The sequence below is a fragment of the Kosakonia pseudosacchari genome (assembly GCF_900184035.1).
In the GTDB taxonomy this organism is placed as follows: Bacteria; Pseudomonadota; Gammaproteobacteria; order Enterobacterales; family Enterobacteriaceae; genus Kosakonia; species Kosakonia pseudosacchari.
Map to the genome: position 1 here is coordinate 227,798 of NZ_FXWP01000013.1, position 24,021 is coordinate 251,818.

Genomic DNA, 24,021 nt, shown 5'->3' on the forward strand with positions numbered 1-24,021 from the left:
TACAATCGTTAAGCCATTTTGGGAATTTGGTTGTGCGCGCATTTATATAATATATCGGCATGCGAAGGCGAGTGAAATAATAATATATCCTGTATTGTTACTGTTATTTAACTTAATGATTTAGTGGTGCTGAAATATCGTGTAGTAAAGCAAATTACTTATGATAAAAATAATGCGAAATGCGATGTTTCTTGCTGTTTATGGTCTTTAAAAGGCAGGCAACCGAAACGCAGATGTGTCGCTTGCGGTTGCCCTGGTCACCGGATGGAGAAAAACGCTGATTAACTGGCCGTGTGGCGGCGAAACTAGCTCAGATCGTGCAGATCTTTTTCCAGCAACGGCGTGAGCGCCATTTCTGAAAACGCGACTTCCAGCCCGCTGCGTTCCGGCGTGCAGCACATTACGCCCACCGCACAGCGCGAATGCGGAAAATGACACAGCCGCAGCGGCGGCCAGACGCGACCATCGGTAGAGTATTGCAGCCGCAGCGCATCACCTTTACGGCTCAGGCGCAGCCAGAAATCACCCGCGTCACCGGGGAAAATACCGGTTGCCCAGTCCGAATACCCCTGCGTCAGCACGCTGCCGATGGCGGGCGCGCCATCGTTAAACTCAATCCCGGCTTTTAACCAGTTCTGCTCATCCGCCACCAACAGCACACCCGCCTGGTCATACAGCGCGGAAAAGCGCGCCTGAATCCGCACCTGAAAGGTGAAATCACCCACCACATCGCGCACAAAACCGTGGCCGCTGAAGCGCTCAAACCCGTACCAGGTTTTGCGCCAGAAATCGGTATGCCCATCGGTCACCACTTCCACTTTGCCCTGCGTTTCGCACCACTGCTGCGGTTCGTTAATCCAGTAAAAATCATCCGACATGTTTTGCTCCTTTATGTGTGCTGGCGGCTTACAGAGTGTTGCTGGTGACGAAGGAGATTGCCAGTGCGCGGTGCGGCGTATTCCGCAGGGATCACAAATGTTTCGTCGTAACAAAGGCATTGTGAAAATAATGAGAAATCGTTTTTACCCGTAAAACACAGCGCTCCAGAAAACGACCTTTTCGATTATCCCATTGATGAATGAAGGCTTTTAGAAAGATGGGTTTTGGCTTAGTCAAAAGGAGGTGATCAAGTGGCTTATATCTATTCGAAAGAGTATCAGTGCGTCATCACGGCGCTTAAAAAAGCACGTAAAGAACGGGGGAGCACGCAGGTGCGACTCGCCGAAGCGCTCGGTCGCCCGCAATCTTTTATCGCCAAAATCGAGAGAAGGCTGGTTGTGGTGGAATTTGTCCACCTGGCGAGACTGGTAGGGCTGGAGCCAGAGGAGATAGTGAAAGGGATAGGGTAATTCGCTATGGCTGCAGAGCGTTCACTCTGTGAAGAGCCGCTCAATCGATTTTGTCGGATAGAACAGCGAATGCGGGTTGCCTTCGGCTAACGGTATGAAGCCCAGCTTTTCATAAAATTTTTTCGCATTGTCTGTGAGCGCTTCGACGAATAACCCATGCACACCAACGGCAAGTGAAGCGTTGTAAACCACTTTCATGGCATGCGCGACCAGCATCTCTCCCCAGCCGTTTCCCTGGCGTGTTTTATCGACAGCCAGACGACCTAAAGTGACGCAGGGCACAGTGCGATAGGGCATCTTTTTTTGCTGCGTTTTCGTAGGCAGTTGCGCTTTCTCGAAACTGCCGCCCGACAACGTGTAATAACCGAAAACACGCGGCCTGGCCGTTGCCGTTTGCAAAATGTAGGCACGTAAAATTTTTCCGTCGTGCTGGCGCTTGAGATGCTGGGTTAAAAAGGTGTTGAGCGAGACCTCACCACAATCAAAACCGCCGGTTTCATACGCTGTCTCTCCTGAGAACATCTCAATGGTCAGGTTGTCCACGGTTCACTCCCTGTTTTGCAGACGTTTTGCGGCGCGTTTAAGTTTATCGTTTGGTGCAGGTGGATTTTCGATAGCGTCCATTACCCGGTTCCACGACGCCTCGCTAAGCACCAGGCGGCGATGCTGTTCAATCACTTCTGCGGCGCGTTCCGAGGCGCTGCTCACCAGAAACTGGGTTATCGTCTGGTTGGTCATTGCCGCCGCTTCTTCAATCATTTTTTTATCCTCGTCGGTCAATCGCAGATCGATGCGCTGCTTTTTCACTGCGGGCATATCGGTACTCTCCCAGGCAGCCTGCTTTATCCAGATCTGCCAATCATCTTGTCAGTTATGTACGGATTTAATCCGTACAAAAGGATAAGAGTGGACAGCGCGCATTGCAACGCAAAAAAGGGGCTTATCGCAAGGCGTGGAAAATGAAAAACCGAGCAGGCTCCCAAAAGCGTTAACTGCGCATCGTGGGAGCCGTATGGGTTAGATCAGAAACTCTTCTGCGGCGATATTTCGTTCAGTCATTTGATGAAGTTCCATCAGCGCGGGAAGCAGCGTTGCAGTGGCTTTTAACCCATGACCTAACTGGCAGAGACTTTCGCGGGAAAACTCCAGCACGTCGCTGTCGGCGAAGGTGACGAAGGTTTTGCCCAAAAAGTGCAGACCGTGGCAAAGCCCGGCGATGTGGTCTTCGCACCCGTTCGCCAGTTGCAGCATCTCTTCTTCGCTCAGGTTTGAGGTATCCAGTTTGCGAAAAATATCGCGCAGTTCGGAAGAGAGAATATCGGTGTCAGGCAGCATAGCGCACCTCCGGCAAAGCGGAGAAAAGAACAGCAGAAAGACAAACAAAAGCGTTAAGAGAGAAGGGGTTGGGCTTTAAATACCCATGCGTGATACCATTGGCTACAGCCATACATTACCTCCAGTAATGATGTGGTTAGAGGCCCGCAGGTGTTGGTAGCACCTGTGGGCTTCGTTGATTTCGTAAGACAAGTGTCATACACTTGCTCACATCGCTACTCTAAAATGGTGTCTGACACATGTCAACCGTATCATTCAAAAAAAAGGGCAATAAACAGATCGCGCTGCGTGTAGAACCTGCGCTGGAAGAAGCAATGCAGCAGGCGTTGAAAGCGGATGGAGATGCAACGCTTTCTGCGTGGATTAAGCGGATAATCAGGAAAGAGTTGCAGGCGAAAGGGATTGAGCTAAAGGAATGAGATAAAATAAATCTGTTTTTTTATAAAATCTGGCATTGATATTTTAATAATAACCACTCATTTAAGGAAAAAATTATGAGCCTATTGAAAGAATTAGATGAAGCTAAAAGAGAAATAATTAAAGATGGATTTGACATGTCTGTCGGCGAGTTAATTAGGATATATGAAAGAGAGGAGATGGTAATAAACCCTGTTTATCAGCGTCTTTATCGTTGGGACGAGTCCCAGAAAACACGGTTTATTGAATCTTTATTGCTTGGCATTCCTATTCCACCAATTTTCGTCTTTACTAGTGAAGATGGTCGTTGGGAAGTTATTGATGGATTACAACGATTATCAACAATTTTTGAATTTGCAGGAGTTCTGAAAGACGGTGATGGGAAAATTAAAGATTTTTTTATTCCTTCTGGGACTAAAGCTTTACCTTCGCTCGATGGTTTAAAATGGGATGCGGTCAATCCTGATGAAAAACTACCTTTATCAGTTCGTCTGGATTTTGAACGCTCGCGGATCCGAGTTGAGATTCTAAAGAAAGAGAGTGATGAAAAAACTAAATTTGATCTTTTTGAACGGTTGAATACCGGAGGATCATCTCTGACACCACAAGAAGTTCGAAATTGTATCATGATTATGATCAATCCTGCTTTCTTCAACAAAATTGAAGAGCTGAGCAAATATCCAGCGTTTGTCAATATTAACCTTCAAACAGAGAAAGCAAAACTCGAACAAAAACCAATTGAATTAGTTTTAAGGTTCTTGGCATATCGTTATAAGCAATATGATAGAAGTGTAGATATCAATGAATGGTTAAGCTCTGTTGTTTATGATATGAGTAAAGATGAGCAATATGATATTGACAGTGAGGCGGAAATTTTTAAGAGGACGCTTTCTGTTTTGGAAAAAAGTGCCGGACAAGATTCTTTCAAAAAATATGATGGCACTTCATTTTCAAGAAATTTTCTTATTTCGAGTTTCGAAGTAATTACGCACGGTATTGCCACTAATATTGATATATATGAAGGGCATAATACGAAGTACATTGTTGATAAAATAAAAGGCTTATGGCAAATGGATGATTTTATTAAATATGCCAAGGCGGGTGTTACTGCCTCTACACGGCTAATTAATACGCTTCCTAATGCAGCTAGGTGGTTTAGCTAATGGAGATAAGAACTCTAGAACAGCTCAGTAGAGCTCTAACAAATGAATTAGCCTGGAGGAAAGTTGAAATTTCTCACTTACGTATACAGGCTAAAGACAAGAGTGGAGCACTTCAAAATACTTTGATTAGGGCTGGGGTTGCGATGAGCTACTCTCATTGGGAAGGGTTCGTGAAGCAAGCCACAGAGTTTTTTCTTCAGTTTTTAAATTTTCAAAGGATTAACGTCAGCCTTTTAGAATATGTATATGCTACTCATTTCTTTAAAAATGAAATATATGGGTTTGCACAAACTAAAGACGTAATTACTTCAGTTAGGTTGTTGGAAGCAATTTTTGCCAAAGGTAATGATGTGGCGAAAATAAAACATGAAAATTACGTTGACACAGAGTCAAACTTAAGTTCAGTGGTTTTTGATAATATTGCTAAATCTATTGGTGTAGATACTTCTTTTTATAAGGATTATTATCCTTATATTGATGAATCATTAGTGAGTAATCGCAATGGTATTGCCCATGGTGAAAAACTCCTCATTGATTATAAGATGATGTCTGGATTAACAGATAAAGTAATCGTATTGATGGAGAAGTATAAAACAGACATAGAAAATATTTGCTGTCAACAAAGTTACCTTAAAAAAGATGTTGTATAGCAGTGGATGTTTTTTTTGTGATTTATTAGATTTTACTATATTAGGCTATCATTAATTTTTTGATGGCCTTTTTATAATTACTCTGATGGTTATTTTTTATTGTAAGATTTCAAATGTATTTATAAGATTAATATATTTATTGGACTTGTTTTTAACAAGTGTTAAATAGTTGTAGATATTATAATGATGATTGGTTTTATATAAGCGGTGCTTGATTGTAAAATTGCTTTGATATTTTTTTATTCTTTTTGGAGGCATTTTGGAACTGCATTTTGCCTGTCTTTACTATGAGTAAAAACAGGCATACAAGATAAATATATTTTTATCACGCCAACCGCGGATACCCGTCTGCAATTTCACTGCCGGTAAACTGCGCGATCCACCCCTCGGGATTATCAAAAATCCGGATGGCGGTGAAGTTTGGCTCTGAGCCCATATCAAACCAGTGCGGAGTTCCGGCGGGGACGGAAATCAGGTCGTTTTTTACGCACAGCACCTGATAAACTTCGCTGCCGATGTGCAGGCAAAACAGCCCTGCGCCTTCCACAAAGAAGCGCACTTCATCTTCGCCGTGCGTATGTTCATTGAGAAACTTGGCACGCATCGCCTCTTTCTGCGGGTTGTCGGCACGTAGGCTGATCACATCCCAGCTCTGATAACCTTTCTCGGCCACCAGTTTGTCGATGGCGTGCTGATAAGCGGTGATCACCGTCTCCGGCGTCGGGTTGGCGCCGAGATCGCGGTCGGCCTGCCAGCGTTCAAAACGTACGCCTTTGGCGTTCAGTTTTTGCTGGATCTCTGCGCCGTCGGTGCTGTGCCACACCGGCGTGCTGGCATCGGTATCGGTGTAAATCGTCAGTGCGCTCATGAAGGGATCTGCTCCGGCTGAATGTTGCTGAAAGAGGGAACCTGGTAATGATGGCTGGCTGCGTCATCATCGCCGCGAATCAGTTGCGTGGTGCGAAACCCTGCCGCTTCGGCGGCATCCAGCTCCTGGTGAATATCGGAGAGGAACAAAATGGCGGCAGGCGGCAGCCCAATTTGCGCCGCAATATTGCGGTACGACTGCACATCGCGTTTCGCGCCAACCAGCGTGTCGAAATACCCGCTGAACAGAGGAGTAATATCACCTTCGTCGCTGTAGCCAAATAACAGTTTTTGCGCTGCAACGGAGCCCGAGGAATATACATACAGATCAATACCCTGCGCTTTCCATTTCTCAAGCTGGGGCAACACGTCCGGGTAGAGGTGCCCTTTGAAATCGCCATTTACATAACCGTCGCGCCAGATAATGCCCTGCAACGCTTTCAGCGCCGTTGATTTGCGATCTTCATCCATAAAAGCAAACAGCACCTCAATCAGTTCGGCGGTGCTGGCCTCTGGCTGGGCGATCTCTTCCCGCAGGTTATCAAGAATGGTGCTGACCGGTTCGTTGTACTGCTCCGCCGTGACAAACGCCGCCAGGCGTTCGCGGGCGTAAGGAAACAGGACGTTGTGCACAAAGCGGATATCACTGGTGGTGCCTTCAATATCGGTAACGATAGCGCGGATCATGGTTTCTCCAGCAGGCGACGCTGCATTTCGCATTCAAATAAAAATTCCAGCCCTTCCAGGTGACGGCGGGCTTCGGCGACATCGCGCCCCCAGCAGGTTAGCCCGTGGCCGCGCAGCAGAAAACCATAGCGCAACGGATGGGTCTGCGCATAGTCAGCGATGCGCGCCGCCAGCGCGTCGATATCCTGGTCGTTGTCGAAAATCGCCACCGGCACGGTGTCCAGGTGCGTGGTCTGGCCGCTGAGCGATTTTTGCATTTCAAAACCGTTCAGCAGCAGGGCAGGGGATTTCTCCACGCGCGACAGCACCGTTGCGTTCACCGTGTGCACGTGCAGCACGGCGTTGGCGTCCGGGTAGAGGCGATAAATCAGGGTGTGCAGGCCGGTTTCCGCCGAGGGTTTACGCCCGGAAGGGGCATGGTTATCGGCAATGGAAACCTGCAAAAAGTCCGCCGTGGTCAGGCTGCCTTTGTCTTTGCCGGATTCGCTCAGCCAGCACCAGTCGGCATCCTGGCGTACGGACATATTGCCGCCGGTGGCAGGCGCCCAGCCTTTGGCGCCTATCCAGTGGCAGGCGGCGACGAGTTGTTGGAGTTGCAGGTTGTCGGTCATCGCACTTCCTTAATAAGGAATATTGTTATCGTATAGACGTCTAAGCGTCTTGATTGCCAAATACTAGCATCGTGTTATAGTGGCGGCAACACGCGTATGACAAGCAGGCACACAACAATGAGCAATAACGCACTGATTCCACAAAGTAAACTTCCCGCACTTGGCACCACCATCTTCACGCAAATGAGCGCCCTGGCGCAGCAGCACCAGGCGATTAATCTGTCGCAGGGCTTCCCGGATTTCGACGGCCCGCGCTATTTGCAGGAGCGGTTGGCGTTTCATGTGGCGCAGGGGGCGAATCAGTACGCGCCGATGACCGGCGTGCAGGCGTTACGTGAAGCGATTGCTGATAAAACAGCGGAGCTGTACGGCCATAAACCGGATGCCAACACCGATATTACGGTGACCGCCGGGGCGACCGAAGCGCTGTACGCGGCAATCACCGCGCTGGTGCGCCAGGGCGATGAGGTGATCTGTTTTGATCCGAGTTACGACAGTTACGCGCCAGCGGTGGAGCTTTCCGGCGGGGTGCTGAAACGCATTGCGCTGCAACCGCCGCATTTTCGCGTCGACTGGCAGCAGTTTGCCGCGCAGCTCAGCGATCGTACGCGGCTGGTGATTTTGAACACGCCGCACAACCCGTCGGCGACGGTGTGGCAAAAGGCGGATTTCGCCGCGTTGTGGCAGGCGATTGCCGAACGGGAAATCTATGTGCTGAGCGATGAAGTCTACGAGCACATCTGTTTTGTCGAAGAGGGGCATGCCAGCGTGCTGGCGCATCCGCAACTGCGCGAACGGGCGGTGGCGGTGTCGTCATTTGGCAAAACCTACCATATGACCGGCTGGAAAGTGGGGTACTGTGTAGCGCCCGCCGCCATTAGCGCGGAGCTGCGCAAAGTGCACCAGTATCTGACTTTTGCCGTGAATACCCCGGCGCAACTGGCGCTGGCGGATATGCTGCGCGCCGAACCAGAACATTATCGTGAGTTACCGGAGTTTTACCGCGCGCGGCGCGATGTGCTGGTCAATGCGCTGGCGAGCAGCAAACTGGAGATTTTGCCGTGCGAAGGCACGTATTTTCTGCTGGCCGATTACAGCGCGATCTCCGATCTGGATGACGTGAGCTTCTGCCAGTGGCTGACAAAAGAGGTGGGCGTGGCGGCGATCCCGCTGTCGGTGTTCTGCGCCGATCCCTTCCCGCACAAACTCATTCGCCTGTGCTTCGCCAAACAGGAATCGACGCTGCGGGCGGCGGCAGAGCGCCTGTGTAAGCTGTAACGCTTCCCGGCGGTGCCACCCGCGCCGCCGTTATTTCTCGCCCATAATCGTTTTCAGTTTTTCCGCGTCCGGTAAACCCACTTCCTGCTGTAACACATTGTCTTCATTCATGTAGTAAATGGCAGGCGTGGCGTTCGCGCCGAGATCGTCCATGATTTTCTGGTTGATATTGAGCTTTTTCATCATTTCCGGCGGTACGCTTTTCGGCAGCGTGAGCGCCATTTTGCCGTTGGATTGTTCAAAGTCGTGCCAGCTTTTCGCCGGATCTTTGGCGCTCATAATGGCCGCCGCCGCCGCCGGGCTTTCCGGTTTGATCACGCCCACCAGCAGCGTGCGGATCTGCACTTTGCCGGATTCCACCCACGGGCGCGCCTGCTGCCAGAACTGTTTGCAGTATGGGCAATACGGGTCGGCAAATACGTACACCACGCGCGGTGCCTCTTTTTTGCCATCCAGCAGCCAGTCGGCTTTTTCCATTTGCTGCCACAGCGCACGGCCCGCCGGGGCGTAAATTTCTTTGGCGATCAACTTTTCGCTCAGATTGGTGCCCGCGTCATCGTACATATAGCCGGAGATGGCGTGTTTGCCGTCCGGCGTGACATAAATGGTGACGCCCATTTCCTGATATTTGCCGAGGTAGCCTTTCATACCACCGGGCGCGTCGAAGGATTTGATGATGGTGATGCCTTGCTTTTCAATGGCTTTTACTGGCGCGGGCAGTTCTTCGGCGTGCAGAGTCAGCGGGAGCAGGGTCAGCATTAACAGGCGCTTGAGCATAAAATTCCTTATAAAACAGGGGGAAAGAGCAAGGTAGAGAAAACCTATCACAACCATCGGTAAGACCGCCGGGGAAAGCATTGTCCTCATCTGCCTGCAGTGGTGTAATCAACGACGCTTGATGACCAACAGGTTATGAGCGCAACGCAAAGCCAGCTTGCTGGCGCTGAAGTTACCCACGGGTATTTCAGGTATCGAGGCCACCCGTCGCGGTGGCCTTTTTACTTTTGGCAATTCAGCCGTTCACAAGGTTGCTCGTTGTGGGTTGTTAGCTAACACTTATTGATTTGATAAAGCAAACGCATTGGCTCAATCAATCGAAGTTCGTTAACTTACATCCCAACGAAAACACGGAGGAAGTATAGATGTCCTTAATTAATACCAAGATCAAACCTTTTAAAAACCAGGCGTTCAAAAACGGTGAGTTCATCGAAGTAACCGAGAAAGATACCGAAGGCCGCTGGAGCGTCTTCTTCTTCTACCCGGCTGACTTCACCTTCGTATGCCCGACTGAACTGGGCGACGTGGCTGACCACTACGAAGAGCTGCAGAAACTGGGCGTGGACGTTTACTCTGTTTCCACCGACACCCACTTCACTCATAAAGCGTGGCACAGCAGCTCCGAAACTATCGCAAAAATCAAATATGCGATGATCGGCGACCCGACTGGCGCCCTGACCCGTAACTTCGACAACATGCGTGAAAATGAAGGTCTGGCAGATCGTGCAACCTTCGTGGTTGACCCGCAGGGCATCATCCAGGCTATCGAAGTCACCGCTGAAGGCATCGGCCGCGACGCATCTGATCTGCTGCGTAAAATCAAAGCAGCACAGTACGTGGCTTCTCACCCGGGTGAAGTGTGCCCGGCGAAATGGAAAGAGGGTGAAGCGACGTTGGCTCCTTCTCTTGACCTGGTCGGCAAAATCTAAAAATTCCGGCGTCTTTCATGCCACAGGCGCGTTGGCTGCGCTTATTCACCCCGGTCACTTACTTTTGTAAGCTTCCGGGGATTCATAAGCTTGCCGCCTTTCTGTGACAAGAAATACTTCGGAAATTACTATTGTTAACGGGTGCTTTTGGGTACCCGTTTTACTCAGCACCATGATGCAAGTTGCATTAATGCAGCCTTAAACAATTCGGCTTGCATGATGATGTTTTAAGGGAGAACGTTATGCTCGACACCACGATGAAAACCCAGCTCAAGGCCTATCTTGAGAAACTGACCAAACCTGTTGAGTTGATTGCTACGCTGGATGACAGTGCGAAATCGGCAGAAATCAAAGAACTGCTGACTGAAATTGCTGAGCTGTCAGACAAGGTCTCCTTCAAAGAAGACAACAGCCTGGCGGTGCGTAAACCGTCATTTCTGATAACCAACCCAGGCGCTAATAACGGCCCGCGTTTTGCCGGTTCGCCGCTGGGTCACGAATTTACGTCACTGGTGCTGGCGCTGCTGTGGACCGGTGGTCATCCGTCGAAAGAGGCGCAGGCGCTGCTGGAGCAGATCCGCGATCTGGACGGCGATTTTGAGTTTGAAACCTACTATTCGCTCTCCTGCCACAACTGCCCGGACGTGGTGCAGGCGCTGAACCTGATGGCGGTGCTGAACCCGCGTATTAAGCACACGGCGATTGATGGCGGTACGTTCCAGAATGAAATCACCGATCGCAACGTGATGGGTGTTCCTGCGGTGTTCGTCAATGGCCAGGAGTTCGGCCAGGGGCGTATGACGCTGAGCGAAATCGTTGCCAAAATTGATACCGGCGCGGAAAAACGCGCGGCGGAAGAGCTGAACACGCGTGACGCTTACGACGTGCTGATTGTTGGTTCCGGCCCGGCGGGCGCGGCAGCGGCGGTTTACTCAGCGCGTAAAGGCATTCGTACCGGTCTGATGGGCGAGCGTTTCGGCGGCCAGGTGCTGGATACCGTTGATATTGAAAACTACATTTCTGTGCCGAAAACTGAAGGCCAGAAACTGGCGGGCGCGCTGAAAGCGCACGTTGCGGATTACGATGTCGATGTGATTGACAGCCAGAGCGCCAGCAAGCTGGTTCCGGCTGCGGTTGAAGGCGGTCTGCATCAGATCCAAACCGCGTCCGGCGCGGTACTGAAAGCGCGCAGCATCATCATTGCTACCGGCGCGAAATGGCGCAACATGAATGTGCCGGGTGAAGATCAGTATCGCACCAAAGGCGTGACTTACTGCCCGCACTGTGACGGCCCGCTGTTTAAAGGCAAACGTGTGGCGGTGATTGGCGGCGGTAACTCCGGCGTGGAAGCGGCAATCGATCTGGCGGGGATTGTTGAGCACGTTACCCTGCTCGAATTCGCCCCGGAAATGAAAGCTGATCAGGTGTTGCAGGATAAAGTGCGCAGCCTGAAAAACGTCGACATTATTCTGAACGCACAGACTACCGAAGTGAAAGGTGACGGCAGCAAAGTGACCGGTCTTGAGTACCGCGATCGTGTGAGCGGCGATGTTCACAGCGTGGCGCTGGCGGGGATTTTCGTGCAGATTGGTCTGTTGCCGAACACCACCTGGCTGGAAGGCGCGATTGAGCGCAACCGCATGGGCGAAATCATCATCGACGCCAAATGTGAAACCAGCGTGAAAGGTGTGTTTGCCGCAGGCGACTGCACCACGGTGCCGTACAAACAGATCATTATTGCCACGGGTGAAGGTGCCAAAGCGTCGCTGAGTTCGTTTGACTACCTCATCCGCACGAAAACTGCGTAAGCAAAAATAAGAAAGTAAACAATACCTGCAAATGTAAAGAGGCTACCTTTTGGTAGCCTCTTTTTTACGCCTGAGCGTCTTTATCTGACCACCAGCACCGGGATGTGCGCATGGCGCACAATATTGGCGGCGTTCGAGCCGAGCAGATGGGTGGAGATAGACGGGTTACGTGAAGCAATGACCACCATATCTGCCCCGATCTCTTCCGCGAGTTCATTCACCATATCGCGCACGTTGCCGAAGTGAACATGGGTTTTGATACGCGAGGCGTCGATATTGAAGTGGGTAATCATGGTGTTCAGGCGCGTTTGCGCTTCCTGTTGCAGATGCTCTTCGAAACGGCGTATATCAGCGGCGAAACGGTGCAGGCTGAGGCTGGCAGAGGCGGGCAGTACATGCAAAAGATGGATAACGCCTTCACTCTGCGCGAGAAATTCAGCGTGACGCACGGCTTTGTCGCTTAACTCCATTTCGAAAACATCGACCGGCATAATGATTGTCTTATACATAAACGCTTCTCCCTGTAGGTTATGTCCTTCTGATTGAATCATAAACGGGAGGAATATTTTGCTGCCTGGATGGCAAATCTGAAGAATAAACGGGCGGGAACGGAAAGAGGATGCGGGCGCATCCTCTGCATAACAACGCAGGGCGGGGCTTAACGCATGAAATCGCCTGCGGCTTCGGGCTGGTACAGCAGTTCGAGCACTTCAAGGTCGGTGGTGGTGCCGCCCGGCAGTTCCCAGTGAATGGTATCGCCAACGCGCAAGCCCAGCAGCGCTGCACCGACAGGCGCAAGCACCGAAAGCTGGCTGGCGCTGTCGGTCACATTCGCCGGATAAACCAGCGTGCGCACGCGCTCTTCACCGCTTTTCAGCTCGCGGAATTTTACCGTGCTGTTCATGGTCACCACATCGTGTGGTATCGCTTCTGGCGCGCACATCTGGGCGCGATCCAACTCTTCATTTAGCGCATCCGCGACCGGCAGGTTAGCGTGAGCGGGCTGCTCAAGCAGACGGTCGAGGCGCTCGGCGTCTCGCTCATTAATGATAATGGCAGGTCTGGACATCTGGTACTCCATGTCAGGTGATTGATCCAAAGAAAAACCCTCGCCGTATGGCAGCGAGGGTTTGTCTACAGGGGATGATACTGACACGGCAGCGCGCTGTGAAGTGATGCCGCGCACATTTGCCGGAATTATGGTTTTTCAGTAGCCCGCTTTATCAATCACGAAGCTGCTCCCGCAGTTGCCGGGGTGCGGCTGCGGCAGTAAAGATGTTGCCGCGAGCGGGGCGTTTATCGCCTCGGCTTTGATGGCGATCTGCATTTCTGTCAGCCACGCCGGGTTGCCGCTACAGGTCAGTTTCACCGCTTTCACGCTTTGTTCGCCGTAAGCTTTCGCGACGGCGGCGTTGAATGCGTCGCGGGTGACGGTTTTCCCATAGTTTTCTGCCAGAAACTGGCCGAGCGCGCTCTGTTTAATTTCCGTGTCCAGGCGTACCATCGCGCCGAAATAGTCGTCCGGATCGAAACCAAAACAGACGCCGTGTTTGGCATATTCATAACGCTCAAGGCAGGTGGTGCTACCCGCGCCCGGCATGACGGCGTTGAGTTTGTTGGCCACTTCCAGCGACAGGCCGGTTTCCGCAGCGGCGCATTTCTGGCTGGCTTTCGCCTCCGGCATGTTTGGAATCGGACGCGTGGCGCAGCCGAAGCGCATCCAGCGGCGATCGTCGACACCGCGCGCGGCGATGGATTTCGGCAGACCAGGCCACAGACCATGCACGGTCAGATAATCGGCTTTGTTGGCGGGTTCTTTTTGCGGCCGACACTCATCTGGCTCATTGCGACCTTGCGCATGCAGGCTCTGGCAAAAACCGGTTTGCCAGGAGAGCGCCAGAACATAGCGGTCAAAGTCACCATACTGTGTGGGTTTGAGCGGTGCGGCATAAGCGACGGAGAACAGCGTTGCGGCAAGGCTTGCGCAGGTGAAGAATCCCTTTATAAACATAACAGTTCCTGATGGATGTATCCGGGTAATTGCCATGCGTTATTAAACCATAAAAAAAGCGCCGGGCAGGCGCTTTTTCATAAATGGTGTTTATAAATTAATGTACTGCGACTCCCGGGACCAATACTTCGGTCGCGATGATCACCACAATCAGACCGACGATCACCGGCACCGATGTCCGTTTCACCACTTCAAAGGGGGAAATGTTCGCCATCCCCGCCACGGCAACCACCACGCCGGAAACCGGGGAAATGGTGCGCCCAAGGTTAGAGGCCTGTAACATCGGAATAGACAGATAAGCCGGGTTGATCCCCGATTCGTGCGCCAGTTTCGGGATCATCTCGACAAACGCGTAGAACGGCGCATTACCGGAACCGGTAGTCATCGCCGCCAGCATCGTCAGCGTGACCAGCACCAGCATCAAAATAATGCTCGCTGAGCCGAAGGAGGTGGCAATCGAAATCAGGCTCTGGATAAAGCCAATGGTGCTTAACCCTTGGGCGAAAACCCCGGCGGCAACCAGCAACATCACCACGCCGGCAAAGGCATCCGCCATGCCGCGATAAGCCACTTCCAGCCCGGAAAAGACATTTTGCGTGTTGAAACCGCGCAAAAATTCCAGCACTGCCGCCAGCAACATGCAAATCACCAGAATGGTGATGATATGCAGTTCAGGACCCCATTTGCCGTCGAAAATTAGTACGCCGATAATTGGCGTAAACGGCAGGATGGCGTAGAACGCGGGCGCATTGGTGGTGATGTCTTTCACATCCAGCATTTCGCTGACAATGTGCTCTTTTTTATCCAGATACCGCTGCCAGAAAAAGTGCGCAATCGCCATGGCGATAATCGCCGCAATAGAGATGGGCAGGGTGGTTTTAAAGGCGAAGTCGATAAGCGGCATCTCTGCGGCTTTCGCGGCCAGCACCACATCACCGGAGGTGGGCGAAAGAATGATTGCTGCCGGAGAGGCGCAAATCGCGGCTGCCGCACCGCGGCTGATGCCGACGTTGACCATCACCGGGAACAGGGTTGCCATCAACAGTACGCCAAGACCCGTGGCGGAAGAGACTGCCAGCGACATCAGACAGGCGACAAAATAGGCGGCAATCATCAGCAAGTAAGGCGAGTTGATAAAGCGCAGCGGACGTGAAGCCAGCTTCACCACCATGTCGTTGGCGCCGATGTGGGTCATATAAGCGGCAAAACCACACAGCATCATGATCATCATGCCGAGATCGCCACCGCGGCTCATCAGCAGAATTTTAATGTATTCGACAATATCGGTCGCGCTATAGCCGGTGCTGGTGGCGCTGCCGGGTAATATTTTATGGCCCATCAGCGCACTGACAATTAATAGCGCCAGACCGCCGACAAACAGCACGCCGGTGGCGGAGTAGCCTTTGATGATGTAGCGCGCTACGCCGACAATCACCACCACGCCTATCAGCAGTTCAATGAGTGTTAATAACATGTTGTTGGCCCCGGAGGTTGACCTGAAGGAAAAGTAAGTAAAAAAACTGGCAACGCAATGTGCCGAATAACCGCTAACGGATAGATGATTAAAATCAACAAAGCGATGTGTTGAGCGAATAATCTCGTTAATTTGTTATCACTCCACTCAATTAATAGTGGCTGAGCAATAATCGGTATTAATCGGAAATGATAAATTTGTTATTTAAAGAGTGCTGATAAGTTAATTAATTTAATAGTTTCGGTTGCGATTTATTCCCGGGCGTAAATTAGCTAAAAAACACTTTAAAAATAAAAATGATGCTGCTTATACTCGCCATTACTTTCTTTTCACCCATGGCAACGTTATGTACGCAGGCTGGCTATACCGATTGCGCTTTATTAAGCGGCATTTGTTGATGCTGCTGATGGCGTTTGGTTGGCTTTTGATTCAAAGCCAGGTGGCGATTGCGTCTCACGACTGTGATGTCAGCGTGCAGGGTGCAAATATGATGGTTCAGCATATGAACCATCAAATGGCGATGCCTGACACTGCGCCGCAAATGGACATGATGAAAACGCCGCTGTGCGAAAAACATTGTGTGCCGGATCTGGCGCAAAAAGACACCGATCACGTTTCACTGGTGGCGCTGCCCGTTTCGCTGACGCTTTCGGTCGCTGAACCTGTTTGTGACTCCGTCGCGCATGACGGATGGTCGTTAACCCCTCCCGCGATAGGCCCGCCGGCAACGATTCGTTTTTGTCGGTTCCGTGAATAGAAACCTGTTAATGCATTGAATTTCATCTATTTCATTGTTTAACAGGAGTTTTTATTATGCGTTCTTCTCTTCTTTGCATGCTCTCTGGCGTGCTGTTTTTCTCCTTTGCCGCTCACGCGGAAGATATGCCCGCAATGCACGGTATGCACGATATGTCGCAGCACCCGGCGATGCATAGCCAAATGCAAACCTACCAAAGCCAGGGCGTTATCAAAAAAATCACCCCCGATGCGATTTCGATCGCCCATAAAGCCATTCCTGCACTGAACTGGCCGCCAATGACTATGCAATTTGCAGTGGTCAAAGGCAGCACGTCTGCACCGGTGAAAGTGGGCGATAAGGTCGACTTCACCTTTGTGCAGAGCGAAAACGGCTACCAGCTCGTTTCATTAACGCCGCAACGCTAACCGGGGGCAACAATGAAACGTTACTCGCTGAGCCTGCGGCTCGGCGGGGTGTTGCTTGGACTGATGTGCTCCGCCGCGCAGGCGGAGTCACTGACGCTGACGCAAACCCTTGCCGCCGCTGAGCGCTATTCCGCAGAACTTTCCGCTAATCGCAATGAAGCGCAGGCGCTGGATGCGATGGCGGATTCTGCTCGCCAGTTACCTGACCCGAAGCTGAAATTCGGTATTGAAAACGTCCCGGTGCAGGGCAATAACGACCACCGTTTAACCCGCGAAGGGATGACGATGCAGCGGATCGGCATCATGCAGCAGTATGTCAGCGCCGAAAAACGCGATCGTAAAGCCGATACCTTGTTGGCGGAAGCGCAAAGTGTTAGCGCCAAATCCGCCGTCGTGCGCGCCAATTTACAGCGCGACACCGCCCAGGCGTGGCTCGACTTAGCGCTTTCGCAACAGGCGTTGCAGACTGCGCGTAAATTGCTGGCAGAAACCGAACGCCAGCAAGGCGCGCAGCGCGCCAGCGTGGGTGCCGGCAATGCTGCACCAGACAGTGTGCTGGCCTTCCGGGTTGGCCTGAGCGCAATGCGCGATAAGCTCACGCTCGCCGAACGTGATGTGCAACTGGCGCAAACCCGCCTGACACAGCTGACTGGCGAGGATGTGAGCGCCGTTTCCGGCGAGCTTCCGCGATATCAACGTCTGCCTGCGGATGAAAAAACGCTGGAGCAGGGCATCGCGCAGCATCCTGACATTATCGCTGCTGCCAGCATGGCGAACAGCGCGAAAGCGCGTTCTGCACAGTCAGCGGTTGCCGCCATCCCGGATGTCGAGGTGGAAGTCTGGTACGGACGCCGCGCCGAAGGGTACGAAGATATGGCTGGGGTCATGTTTACCGTCGATTTGCCGCTGTTCCAGTCCCACCGGCAGGACAAAGATCACGCCGCCGATGTCTCCCGCACCATGCAGGCCAACGACCAGTTGGCGCTGGCTGAGCGCGATCACGCTGCACAGTTGCATTCGCTTATTGCCGAATATAACGCCGCGCAAACCCTGTGGATGCGCCAGCGTGACGAAGTGCTGCCACTGGTTCGCCAGCGAGCCACGTTACTGGCGGCGCAATATCGTTCCGGGCAGTCAGATCTCTCTGCACTGCTGGAAGCACGGCGCAATGTGCTTGATAGCGAACTGGCCGCGAACCAGGCCGAGAAAGCGATGGCACAGAAATGGGCCGCAATCCGCTGGCTGATCCCACAGGAGTTAAGGTAATGAAGAAAACGATTTTAGCCGTCGTGATTGCGGCTTGCCTGGCGGCGGGCGTAGGGTATTTCGCCGGTCGCCAGCACAGTGCGCCTGTGGCTTCCGGCGAACAAACGCCGCAACGAAAAGTGCTCTACTGGTACGATCCAATGGTGCCGGATCAGCGTTTTGACAAGCCGGGTAAATCACCGTTTATGGATATGCCGCTGGTGCCGCGTTATGCCGATGAAACACCTGCCAGCGGTGGTGTCAGCGTCAGTGCGCAGCAGCAGCAAAACCTGGGGATGACGACGGCGAAAGCGGAAAAACGAGCGCTTGCCGAGGCGTTTTCTGCCTTCGCCACGGTAACCACCGATGAGCGCAGCATTCAGAGCGTGCCTTCTCCGGCGGCTGGCGTGGTGGAAAAGCTGTTTGTCCGCGCGCCACAACAGTGGGTAAAGAAAGGGGAAGCACTGGCGCAGCTGTGGATCCCGCAATGGACCACGGCGCAGCAGGAGTATCTGGCGGTGCGCCAGTTAGGTGATGGCGAACTGACGCGCGCCGCCCGCGAGCGGCTGGCGCTGCAGTTTATGCCGGATGCCATTATTCGCGCGGTTGAACGCAGCGGGAAACCGCAAACCCGGCTCACCCTGCGCGCCGATCGCGACGGTTATGTGGTGAAACTTGATTCCCGCGAAGGCGCACAAGTTGCCGCTACCCAAGTTCTCTTTGAGCTGGCGAACCTTGATCCTGTCTGGCTGGTGGTCGATTACCCGCAAAGCCAGGCGCAGGCACTCACTGTGGGTAGCGACATCATTGCCACGTCAGGTAGTTGGCCGGGCGAGCAGTTTCACGGTCGCGTCAGCGAGCTGCTGCCTCAGCTTGAAACCACCACCCGGACGCTGAAAGCGCGCATCGTGCTGGATAATCCGCAGCAAAAACTCAAACCCGGCATGTTCCTTACCGTTACTCAACCTGCTTCAGCGCAACAGCCTGACGTGCTGGCCATTCCGGAAGAGGCACTGATTGAAACCGGTGCGGCAAGCCGCGTGTTACTGGCGACGGGCGACGGGCATTTCCAGGCCGTTAACGTCACCACCGGACGTACAGCACAGGGCTGGACCGAAGTGCTTTCCGGGTTGAAAGAGGGCGACAACGTAGTGACGTCCGGTCAGTTCCTGATTGATTCGGAAGCCAGCCTGCGTAGCGCGTTACCGCAACAGCAAGCCCCGCAAGCGGCTGCGAAAAAAGCGCCAACCTACGATTCTACCGGTGTGGTGAAAGCGATGGATGCGGGGAGCATTACGCTGTCGCACCAGCCGATCCCGGCGCTGAACTGGGGAGCGATGACGATGGATTTCGTTCTTAAGCAGCCGGAACCCGCCATCAAAGTGGGCGATAAGGTGATGTTCAGCTTCACGCTGGATGATGAGCAGGGCGCTGTCATTACCCATCTGATGCCGGTGCAGGAGACGATGAAATGATTGCTGCCGTGATTCGCGCCTCGCTGCGTAACCGCTTGTTAATCCTGCTGGCCGCGCTGGTGCTTACCGGCTGGGGGATTTGGTCGATACAGCGCGCGCCGCTGGATGCCCTGCCGGATCTCTCCGATGTGCAGGTGATTATCCGCGCCAGCTATCCGGGTAAAGCGCCGCAACTCATTGAAGATCAGGTGACTTACCCGCTGACTACCGCCATGCTTTCCGTGCCGGGGGCGAAAACAGTTCGCGGCTATTCGATGTTTGGCGATGCCTATGTCTATGTGCTGTTTGATGATGATACCGACCTCTATTGGGCGCGTTCTCGCGTGCTGGAGAATTTAAGCCAAATCCAGTCTTCATTGCCTGCCGGCGTGAACGTCGGCTTAGGGCCGGATGCGACCGGCGTAGGCTGGATTTATGAATATGCGCTGGTGGATCGCAGCGGCAAACATAATCTGGCGGATCTGCGCGCGTTGCAGGACTGGACGCTGAAGTTCGAATTGAAAACAGTGCCAAACGTCGCGGAAGTGGCGAGTGTTGGCGGGATGGTGCGGCAGTATCAGGTTGTGCCGGATCCCGCGAAAATGCGGGCGCTGAATATAACCCATGAACAGATTGTCAGCGCTGTGCAGGCAGCGAACCAGGAGAGCGGCGGCGCGCTGCTGGAGATGGGCGAAGCCGAATTTATGGTGCGCACGACCGGTTATTTGCGGCAACTGGCAGATTTTCGCCAGATAGTCATTGCCAGCCGGGAAGGTGTGCCGGTGATGCTTTCAGATGTGGCGACGGTGCGCCTGGGGCCGGAGCTGCGTCGTGGCGTAGCGGAATATAATGGTGAAGGCGAAGTCGCGGGCGGCATCATCGTTATGCGCTATGGCAAAAACGCGCTCGATACCATTCATGCGGTGAAAGCCAAACTCAGTGAGGTGCAAAAAACGCTGCCTGACGGCGTGGCTATCGTGCCGGTTTATGATCGCTCGACGCTGATTGAAAGTGCAGTCGAAACGCTGACGCATAAATTGATCGAGGAATTTATCGTCGTAGCCCTGGTTTGTACGCTGTTCCTGTTCCATTTCCGTTCGGCATTAGTGGCGATTGTGTCGCTGCCGCTGGGGATCCTCGGTGCGTTTATCGTCATGCATTACCAGGGTATTAACGCCAATATCATGTCGCTTGGCGGGATTGCGATTGCGATCGGCGCAATGGTGGATGCGGCGATTGTGATGATTGAAAACATGCACAAAGTAATGGAGCAGTGGCGACACGATAACCCGGATCGCCAGCCGACCAGTGCTGATTACTGGCGTTTTTCAGAACAGGCGGCAGTCGAAGTGGGACCGGCGCTATTTTGCAGCCTGCTGATCATCACCTTGTCGTTTATTCCGGTATTTTCGCTGGAAGCGCAGGAAGGGCGTATGTTCTCGCCGCTGGCCTTCACCAAGAGCTGGGCGATGGCAGTCGCGGCCGGGCTTGGTATTACGCTGGTTCCGGTGCTGATGGGCTTGTTTATTCGCGGCAAGATCCCTGATGAGAAAGCCAACCCGATCAACCGGTTCCTGATCCGCATGTATGAGCCGCTGCTGGATAAAGTGCTGGAGTGGCCGAAAGCGACGCTGGCGGTGGCGCTATTGTTGTTGCTGGCAACGTTATGGCCGTTGAGCCGTCTGGGCAGTGAGTTTATGCCGCCGCTCAACGAAGGCGATTTGCTGTATATGCCCTCGACGTTACCGGGGATCTCTGCGCGGGAAGCTGGGCGTTTATTGCAACAAACCGACCGGCTGATTAAAAGCGTGCCGGAAGTGGCGAGCGTGTTTGGTAAAGCAGGCAGAGCGGAGAGCGCGACCGATCCCGCGCCGTTAACCATGCTGGAAACCACCATTCGCTTTAAGCCGCGCGATCAGTGGCGAGCGGGGATGACGCCGGAAAAACTGGTGGAAGAACTGGATAAAACCGTCAGGGTGCCGGGCATTGCCAATGTCTGGGTGCCGCCTATCCGTAACCGACTCGATATGCTGGCAACCGGGATCAAAAGCCCGGTGGGGATTAAGGTGAACGGCAATAATATTGCGGATATTGAACGTGTGGCGCAGCAAATCGAGCAGGTGGTGAAAACGGTGCCGGGTGTGACATCGGCGCTGGCCGAGCGTCTGGCGGGCGGGCGCTACGTCGATATCAACATTAACCGGCAGCAAGCCGCGCGCTATGGCGTGTCGGTAAAAGAGCTGCAATCTTTGGTTTCTACGCTGGTGGGTGGGGAAAACATTGGCGAAGTGCTACAGGGACGGGAGCGCTATCCCATCAATGTACGTTATCCGCGTGAAATCCGTGATAACGTTGATGATCTGCGCAAATTACCGGTGATCACTGAAAATGGCAGCCAGATTGCGTTAGGTGAACTGGCGGATATCGTGGTGAAAGAGGGGCCGCCGATGCTAAAAAGCGAGAATGCGCGCCTTTCGAACTGGATCTACGTTGATCTGCGTGGTCGCGATTTGAAATCGGCTGTGGACGAGATGCAGCAGCGGGTAGCGCAGCAGGTAAAACTGCCGCAAGGGGTAACACTCTCGTGGTCCGGACAGTTTGAATATCTGGAACGTGCCACGGCAAAATTGAAAATCGTATTGCCGGTAACGTTAACGATTATCTTTGTCCTGTTATTTATTACCTTTAAGCGTATATCGGATGCCCTGTTAATAATGGGGACATTGCCCTTCTCGTTGATTGGCGGTGTCTGGTTATTGTGGCTGCTGGGATATAACTTATCCGTTGCGGGAGCTGTTGGTTTTATTGCTCTGGCCGGGGTGGCAGCGGAGTTCGGCGTTATTATGGTGCTCTATCTTAATCACGCGCTTGAGAAATATCTCACGCGCGAGCCAGATGGCGGGAATAAGGTATTGCTACAGGCTATCCATGAAGGTGCGGTGCTCCGCGTGCGGCCAAAGGTGATGACGGTTGCGACGATTATGGCAGGGCTACTTCCCATTATGTGGGGCGGTGGCAGCGGTTCGGAGGTGATGAGCCGTATCGCCGCGCCTATGATTGGCGGCATGATAACAGCCCCTTTGCTGTCGATGTTGGTTATTCCGGCGGTTTATTTCTTACTACATCGCAAACGTTAGCCGTTTTTTTGCGCCTCTGTGAGGGGGCGCATCAAACCCTATTCTGTGTCAGGTGACGTAAATACTGCGATTATTCCGTAGGTTTTTTCAGAATTAATCCGATCTCGTTAAGGAACTATTCAGATAACATGCCCGAGAATAAACGTCGTTGCGTAATATGGAATAAGTACGGTGTCTGTAAATAAGAAAAATTTAGCTATTTTTTTGTCGTTATTTTGCCAGTTTTCGGTGGTTACCACAGCAGTTGCCGCAGAGGAATCCTGGTTCTCGAGTTTTACTGACAATGTGAAGCAAACCTGGCAGCAGCCAGAGCATTATGATCTCTATGTTCCTGCTATCACCTGGCATGCGCGTTTCGCCTATGACAAGGAGAAAACGGACCGTTATAACGAACGTCCGTGGGGCGCGGGTTTTGGTCAGTCACGTTGGGACGAAAAAGGCAACTGGCACGGCCTTTATCTGATGGCGTTTAAAGATTCCTATAACAAATGGGAACCCATTGGCGGCTACGGGTGGGAGAAGACATGGCGTCCGCTGGCAGATGATAACTTCCGTTTGGGGTTGGGTTACACGGCCGGGTTTACCGCGCGTGATAACTGGAAGTACATTCCCATTCCAGTGTTATTGCCGCTGGCATCTGTCGGTTACGGCCCGGCGACTTTCCAGATGACTTACATTCCGGGCACCTATAACAACGGGAACGTTTACTTTGCCTGGATGCGCTTTCAGTTTTAGCTGCAAATGCGGTGTTAACGCGATGTGCAAATTTTAATCATTGCCTAAAACGCGGAATAAACTCACTTTTGCAAAAAAGTTAGCGACATTTATCACTTTTTCACGAATAACGACTGGACAAAAGTCGTCACAATTGTTGTACTGATACCCGACACAGCATTTGTGTCGATTTTTCATGTAAAGGTAATTTTGATGTCTAAGATTAAAGGTAACGTTAAGTGGTTTAATGAATCCAAAGGATTCGGTTTCATTACTCCGGAAGATGGCAGCAAAGACGTGTTCGTACACTTCTCTGCAATCCAGAGCAATGGTTTCAAAACCCTGGCTGAAGGTCAGCGCGTTGAGTTTGAAATCACTAACGGTGCCAAAGGCCCATCTGCTGCGAACGTAATGCCTGTTTAATTCAGCTACGTACGTACAGTAAGAATTCCAAAACCCGCCGTAAGGCGGGTTTTTTTATGCTTTCAATTTGCGTTAACCGAGGAAAACAGCCAAAACGCCAGAGCCGTCATAGCTAACGAACCCAGCAGGTTTACCGCCACGTTAAGCAGCGCCCAGTTAATTCGCCCCTCTTGCAACAAAAACACCACTTCTGCGGAAAAGGTAGAAAAGGTAGTCAGACCGCCACAGAAACCGGTGGTTAACAACACTTTCCAGACGGGATCGATGTGCGTCATACGATTGAACCACGCTAACCCCATACCGATAATAAACGCACCTAGCAGGTTGGCGGTAAGGGTACCAACAGGAATCACCTGATGTGCCGGATTAAGTTTCATGCTTAACATCCAGCGCGCTACACTGCCCGTTCCACCGCCAATAAATACCGCTAAAAGAAGTTGTAACACCGTGAGATCCTGCTATTTGATTTGTTAGAGTGTTGAGTTTAGCGTCGCGGCTATTTTCTGGCTATGGTGACGAAGCGGGAGG

General features: G+C 52.3%; 28 protein-coding genes. 14 read left to right on the forward strand and 14 right to left on the reverse strand.

The features are described 5' to 3' along the window. Positions 1–305: 305 nt before the first annotated feature. On the reverse strand, positions 306–878 hold the full coding sequence (locus BN2591_RS11035; RefSeq protein WP_086871459.1) for a DUF1349 domain-containing protein: 573 nt from the start codon (positions 876–878) through the stop codon (positions 306–308). A 252-nt stretch (positions 879–1,130) separates the two neighbouring features. On the opposite strand from BN2591_RS11035, the gene BN2591_RS11040 reads away from it, so the two are divergent. Further along, positions 1,131–1,349, forward strand: coding sequence for a helix-turn-helix domain-containing protein (locus BN2591_RS11040; protein ID WP_086871461.1), 219 nt, complete (start codon positions 1,131–1,133; stop codon positions 1,347–1,349). Between the two features lie 21 nt (positions 1,350–1,370). Here BN2591_RS11040 and BN2591_RS11045 read toward each other — a convergent pair whose 3' ends face one another. The 4 genes from BN2591_RS11045 to BN2591_RS24880 form a co-directional block, all read right to left on the reverse strand. Then, complete coding sequence (locus tag BN2591_RS11045; RefSeq protein WP_086871463.1) at positions 1,371–1,892, reverse strand: GNAT family N-acetyltransferase; 522 nt, start codon at positions 1,890–1,892, stop codon at positions 1,371–1,373. 3 nt (positions 1,893–1,895) lie between these two features. Next, on the reverse strand, positions 1,896–2,165 hold the full coding sequence (locus BN2591_RS11050) for a type II toxin-antitoxin system TacA family antitoxin (RefSeq protein ID WP_086871465.1): 270 nt from the start codon (positions 2,163–2,165) through the stop codon (positions 1,896–1,898). Between the two features lie 201 nt (positions 2,166–2,366). Beyond that, on the reverse strand, positions 2,367–2,684 hold the full coding sequence (locus BN2591_RS11055) for a hypothetical protein (protein WP_086871467.1): 318 nt from the start codon (positions 2,682–2,684) through the stop codon (positions 2,367–2,369). Continuing rightward, a complete protein-coding gene (locus tag BN2591_RS24880; RefSeq protein WP_279627232.1) occupies positions 2,674–2,796 on the reverse strand; it encodes a hypothetical protein in 123 nt (40 codons plus the stop codon). The genes BN2591_RS11055 and BN2591_RS24880 overlap by 11 nt, the downstream gene beginning before the upstream one ends. Positions 2,797–2,923: 127 nt before the next feature. On the opposite strand from BN2591_RS24880, the gene BN2591_RS11060 reads away from it, so the two are divergent. From BN2591_RS11060 to BN2591_RS11070, 3 genes are all read left to right on the forward strand, one after another. Further along, positions 2,924–3,103: a hypothetical protein gene (locus BN2591_RS11060; protein WP_086871469.1), complete on the forward strand. Its 180-nt coding sequence runs from the start codon at positions 2,924–2,926 to the stop codon at positions 3,101–3,103. A 75-nt stretch (positions 3,104–3,178) separates the two neighbouring features. Next, positions 3,179–4,264: a DUF262 domain-containing protein gene (locus BN2591_RS11065; protein ID WP_086871471.1), complete on the forward strand. Its 1,086-nt coding sequence runs from the start codon at positions 3,179–3,181 to the stop codon at positions 4,262–4,264. Next, positions 4,264–4,914 carry an MAE_28990/MAE_18760 family HEPN-like nuclease gene (locus BN2591_RS11070; protein ID WP_086871473.1) on the forward strand — a complete coding sequence of 217 codons (651 nt, stop codon included), beginning with the start codon at positions 4,264–4,266 and terminating at the stop codon, positions 4,912–4,914. The genes BN2591_RS11065 and BN2591_RS11070 overlap by 1 nt, the downstream gene beginning before the upstream one ends. 325 nt (positions 4,915–5,239) lie before the next feature. Here the strand turns inward: BN2591_RS11070 and BN2591_RS11075 are convergent, their stop codons facing one another. Genes BN2591_RS11075 through BN2591_RS11085 form a run of 3 tightly spaced genes read right to left on the reverse strand, consistent with a single transcriptional unit; the run spans position 5,240 to position 7,079 of the window. After that, positions 5,240–5,782 carry a 1,2-dihydroxy-3-keto-5-methylthiopentene dioxygenase gene (locus BN2591_RS11075; protein ID WP_086871475.1) on the reverse strand — a complete coding sequence of 181 codons (543 nt, stop codon included), beginning with the start codon at positions 5,780–5,782 and terminating at the stop codon, positions 5,240–5,242. Next, positions 5,779–6,468, reverse strand: a complete 690-nt coding sequence (gene mtnC, locus BN2591_RS11080) for an acireductone synthase (RefSeq protein ID WP_086871477.1) — start codon at positions 6,466–6,468, stop codon at positions 5,779–5,781. Before mtnC ends, BN2591_RS11075 begins: the two co-directional genes overlap by 4 nt. Then, on the reverse strand, positions 6,465–7,079 hold the full coding sequence (locus BN2591_RS11085; protein WP_086871479.1) for a methylthioribulose 1-phosphate dehydratase: 615 nt from the start codon (positions 7,077–7,079) through the stop codon (positions 6,465–6,467). Before BN2591_RS11085 ends, mtnC begins: the two co-directional genes overlap by 4 nt. 117 nt (positions 7,080–7,196) lie before the next feature. Between BN2591_RS11085 and BN2591_RS11090 the strand changes: the two genes are divergently transcribed. Further along, the gene (locus BN2591_RS11090; protein ID WP_086871481.1) at positions 7,197–8,357 is read left to right on the forward strand and encodes a pyridoxal phosphate-dependent aminotransferase; all 1,161 of its coding nucleotides are present in this window, start codon (positions 7,197–7,199) and stop codon (positions 8,355–8,357) included. Positions 8,358–8,387: 30 nt separating this feature from the next. Here BN2591_RS11090 and dsbG read toward each other — a convergent pair whose 3' ends face one another. Beyond that, complete coding sequence (gene dsbG / locus BN2591_RS11095) at positions 8,388–9,134, reverse strand: thiol:disulfide interchange protein DsbG (protein ID WP_017455862.1); 747 nt, start codon at positions 9,132–9,134, stop codon at positions 8,388–8,390. 365 nt (positions 9,135–9,499) lie between these two features. On the opposite strand from dsbG, the gene ahpC reads away from it, so the two are divergent. Together ahpC and ahpF are read left to right on the forward strand one after the other, a co-directional pair. After that, a complete protein-coding gene (ahpC, locus tag BN2591_RS11100; protein WP_086871483.1) occupies positions 9,500–10,063 on the forward strand; it encodes an alkyl hydroperoxide reductase subunit C in 564 nt (187 codons plus the stop codon). A gap of 242 nt (positions 10,064–10,305) precedes the next feature. Beyond that, complete coding sequence (gene ahpF, locus BN2591_RS11105) at positions 10,306–11,871, forward strand: alkyl hydroperoxide reductase subunit F (protein WP_086871484.1); 1,566 nt, start codon at positions 10,306–10,308, stop codon at positions 11,869–11,871. 80 nt (positions 11,872–11,951) lie between these two features. On the opposite strand, the gene uspG is transcribed toward ahpF, so the two are convergent. The 4 genes from uspG to dcuC form a co-directional block, all read right to left on the reverse strand. Beyond that, on the reverse strand, positions 11,952–12,380 hold the full coding sequence (gene uspG / locus BN2591_RS11110) for a universal stress protein UspG (RefSeq protein ID WP_086871486.1): 429 nt from the start codon (positions 12,378–12,380) through the stop codon (positions 11,952–11,954). 149 nt (positions 12,381–12,529) lie between these two features. After that, entirely contained in the window at positions 12,530–12,940 is a 411-nt protein-coding gene (gene rnk, locus BN2591_RS11115; protein WP_086871488.1) for a nucleoside diphosphate kinase regulator, read from the reverse strand. Between the two features lie 138 nt (positions 12,941–13,078). Continuing rightward, a complete protein-coding gene (gene rna, locus BN2591_RS11120; RefSeq protein ID WP_086871490.1) occupies positions 13,079–13,882 on the reverse strand; it encodes a ribonuclease I in 804 nt (267 codons plus the stop codon). A gap of 97 nt (positions 13,883–13,979) precedes the next feature. After that, positions 13,980–15,356: an anaerobic C4-dicarboxylate transporter DcuC gene (gene dcuC, locus BN2591_RS11125; protein ID WP_086871493.1), complete on the reverse strand. Its 1,377-nt coding sequence runs from the start codon at positions 15,354–15,356 to the stop codon at positions 13,980–13,982. A 346-nt stretch (positions 15,357–15,702) separates the two neighbouring features. On the opposite strand from dcuC, the gene BN2591_RS11130 reads away from it, so the two are divergent. The 7 genes from BN2591_RS11130 to cspE all read left to right on the forward strand — a co-directional run bounded on the left by BN2591_RS11130 (position 15,703) and on the right by cspE (position 23,493). After that, the gene (locus tag BN2591_RS11130; protein ID WP_086871495.1) at positions 15,703–16,113 is read left to right on the forward strand and encodes a hypothetical protein; all 411 of its coding nucleotides are present in this window, start codon (positions 15,703–15,705) and stop codon (positions 16,111–16,113) included. 56 nt (positions 16,114–16,169) lie between these two features. Beyond that, positions 16,170–16,520, forward strand: a complete 351-nt coding sequence (locus BN2591_RS11135) for a copper-binding protein (RefSeq protein ID WP_244173001.1) — start codon at positions 16,170–16,172, stop codon at positions 16,518–16,520. A gap of 12 nt (positions 16,521–16,532) precedes the next feature. Then, complete coding sequence (locus BN2591_RS11140) at positions 16,533–17,786, forward strand: TolC family protein (RefSeq protein ID WP_086871499.1); 1,254 nt, start codon at positions 16,533–16,535, stop codon at positions 17,784–17,786. Beyond that, positions 17,786–19,240: an efflux RND transporter periplasmic adaptor subunit gene (locus tag BN2591_RS11145; protein ID WP_086871501.1), complete on the forward strand. Its 1,455-nt coding sequence runs from the start codon at positions 17,786–17,788 to the stop codon at positions 19,238–19,240. The genes BN2591_RS11140 and BN2591_RS11145 overlap by 1 nt, the downstream gene beginning before the upstream one ends. After that, positions 19,237–22,356: an efflux RND transporter permease subunit gene (locus tag BN2591_RS11150; RefSeq protein ID WP_086871504.1), complete on the forward strand. Its 3,120-nt coding sequence runs from the start codon at positions 19,237–19,239 to the stop codon at positions 22,354–22,356. Before BN2591_RS11145 ends, BN2591_RS11150 begins: the two co-directional genes overlap by 4 nt. A gap of 204 nt (positions 22,357–22,560) precedes the next feature. Continuing rightward, positions 22,561–23,091, forward strand: a complete 531-nt coding sequence (gene pagP, locus BN2591_RS11155; protein WP_407659146.1) for a lipid IV(A) palmitoyltransferase PagP — start codon at positions 22,561–22,563, stop codon at positions 23,089–23,091. Positions 23,092–23,283: 192 nt separating this feature from the next. Continuing rightward, the gene (gene cspE, locus BN2591_RS11160) at positions 23,284–23,493 is read left to right on the forward strand and encodes a transcription antiterminator/RNA stability regulator CspE (protein WP_007373839.1); all 210 of its coding nucleotides are present in this window, start codon (positions 23,284–23,286) and stop codon (positions 23,491–23,493) included. Positions 23,494–23,555: 62 nt separating this feature from the next. On the opposite strand, the gene crcB is transcribed toward cspE, so the two are convergent. Then, positions 23,556–23,939 carry a fluoride efflux transporter CrcB gene (gene crcB / locus BN2591_RS11165; RefSeq protein ID WP_086871507.1) on the reverse strand — a complete coding sequence of 128 codons (384 nt, stop codon included), beginning with the start codon at positions 23,937–23,939 and terminating at the stop codon, positions 23,556–23,558. Positions 23,940–24,021: the final 82 nt, after the last annotated feature.

Bases quoted from the DNA above. Each gene is read 5' to 3' on its own strand.
- BN2591_RS11035 (WP_086871459.1), bottom strand. From the start codon at position 878: ATGTCGGATGATTTTTACTGGATTAACGAACCGCAGCAGTGGTGCGAA.
- BN2591_RS11050 (WP_086871465.1), bottom strand. From the start codon at position 2,165: ATGCCCGCAGTGAAAAAGCAGCGCATCGATCTGCGATTGACCGACGAG.
- BN2591_RS11055 (WP_086871467.1), bottom strand. From the start codon at position 2,684: ATGCTGCCTGACACCGATATTCTCTCTTCCGAACTGCGCGATATTTTT.
- BN2591_RS24880 (WP_279627232.1), bottom strand. From the start codon at position 2,796: ATGGCTGTAGCCAATGGTATCACGCATGGGTATTTAAAGCCCAACCCC.
- BN2591_RS11060 (WP_086871469.1), top strand. From the start codon at position 2,924: ATGTCAACCGTATCATTCAAAAAAAAGGGCAATAAACAGATCGCGCTG.
- BN2591_RS11065 (WP_086871471.1), top strand. From the start codon at position 3,179: ATGAGCCTATTGAAAGAATTAGATGAAGCTAAAAGAGAAATAATTAAA.
- BN2591_RS11070 (WP_086871473.1), top strand. From the start codon at position 4,264: ATGGAGATAAGAACTCTAGAACAGCTCAGTAGAGCTCTAACAAATGAA.
- BN2591_RS11075 (WP_086871475.1), bottom strand. From the start codon at position 5,782: ATGAGCGCACTGACGATTTACACCGATACCGATGCCAGCACGCCGGTG.
- mtnC (WP_086871477.1), bottom strand. From the start codon at position 6,468: ATGATCCGCGCTATCGTTACCGATATTGAAGGCACCACCAGTGATATC.
- BN2591_RS11085 (WP_086871479.1), bottom strand. From the start codon at position 7,079: ATGACCGACAACCTGCAACTCCAACAACTCGTCGCCGCCTGCCACTGG.
- BN2591_RS11090 (WP_086871481.1), top strand. From the start codon at position 7,197: ATGAGCAATAACGCACTGATTCCACAAAGTAAACTTCCCGCACTTGGC.
- dsbG (WP_017455862.1), bottom strand. From the start codon at position 9,134: ATGCTCAAGCGCCTGTTAATGCTGACCCTGCTCCCGCTGACTCTGCAC.
- ahpC (WP_086871483.1), top strand. From the start codon at position 9,500: ATGTCCTTAATTAATACCAAGATCAAACCTTTTAAAAACCAGGCGTTC.
- ahpF (WP_086871484.1), top strand. From the start codon at position 10,306: ATGCTCGACACCACGATGAAAACCCAGCTCAAGGCCTATCTTGAGAAA.
- uspG (WP_086871486.1), bottom strand. From the start codon at position 12,380: ATGTATAAGACAATCATTATGCCGGTCGATGTTTTCGAAATGGAGTTA.
- rnk (WP_086871488.1), bottom strand. From the start codon at position 12,940: ATGTCCAGACCTGCCATTATCATTAATGAGCGAGACGCCGAGCGCCTC.
- rna (WP_086871490.1), bottom strand. From the start codon at position 13,882: ATGTTTATAAAGGGATTCTTCACCTGCGCAAGCCTTGCCGCAACGCTG.
- dcuC (WP_086871493.1), bottom strand. From the start codon at position 15,356: ATGTTATTAACACTCATTGAACTGCTGATAGGCGTGGTGGTGATTGTC.
- BN2591_RS11130 (WP_086871495.1), top strand. From the start codon at position 15,703: ATGTACGCAGGCTGGCTATACCGATTGCGCTTTATTAAGCGGCATTTG.
- BN2591_RS11135 (WP_244173001.1), top strand. From the start codon at position 16,170: ATGCGTTCTTCTCTTCTTTGCATGCTCTCTGGCGTGCTGTTTTTCTCC.
- BN2591_RS11140 (WP_086871499.1), top strand. From the start codon at position 16,533: ATGAAACGTTACTCGCTGAGCCTGCGGCTCGGCGGGGTGTTGCTTGGA.
- BN2591_RS11145 (WP_086871501.1), top strand. From the start codon at position 17,786: ATGAAGAAAACGATTTTAGCCGTCGTGATTGCGGCTTGCCTGGCGGCG.
- BN2591_RS11150 (WP_086871504.1), top strand. From the start codon at position 19,237: ATGATTGCTGCCGTGATTCGCGCCTCGCTGCGTAACCGCTTGTTAATC.
- cspE (WP_007373839.1), top strand. From the start codon at position 23,284: ATGTCTAAGATTAAAGGTAACGTTAAGTGGTTTAATGAATCCAAAGGA.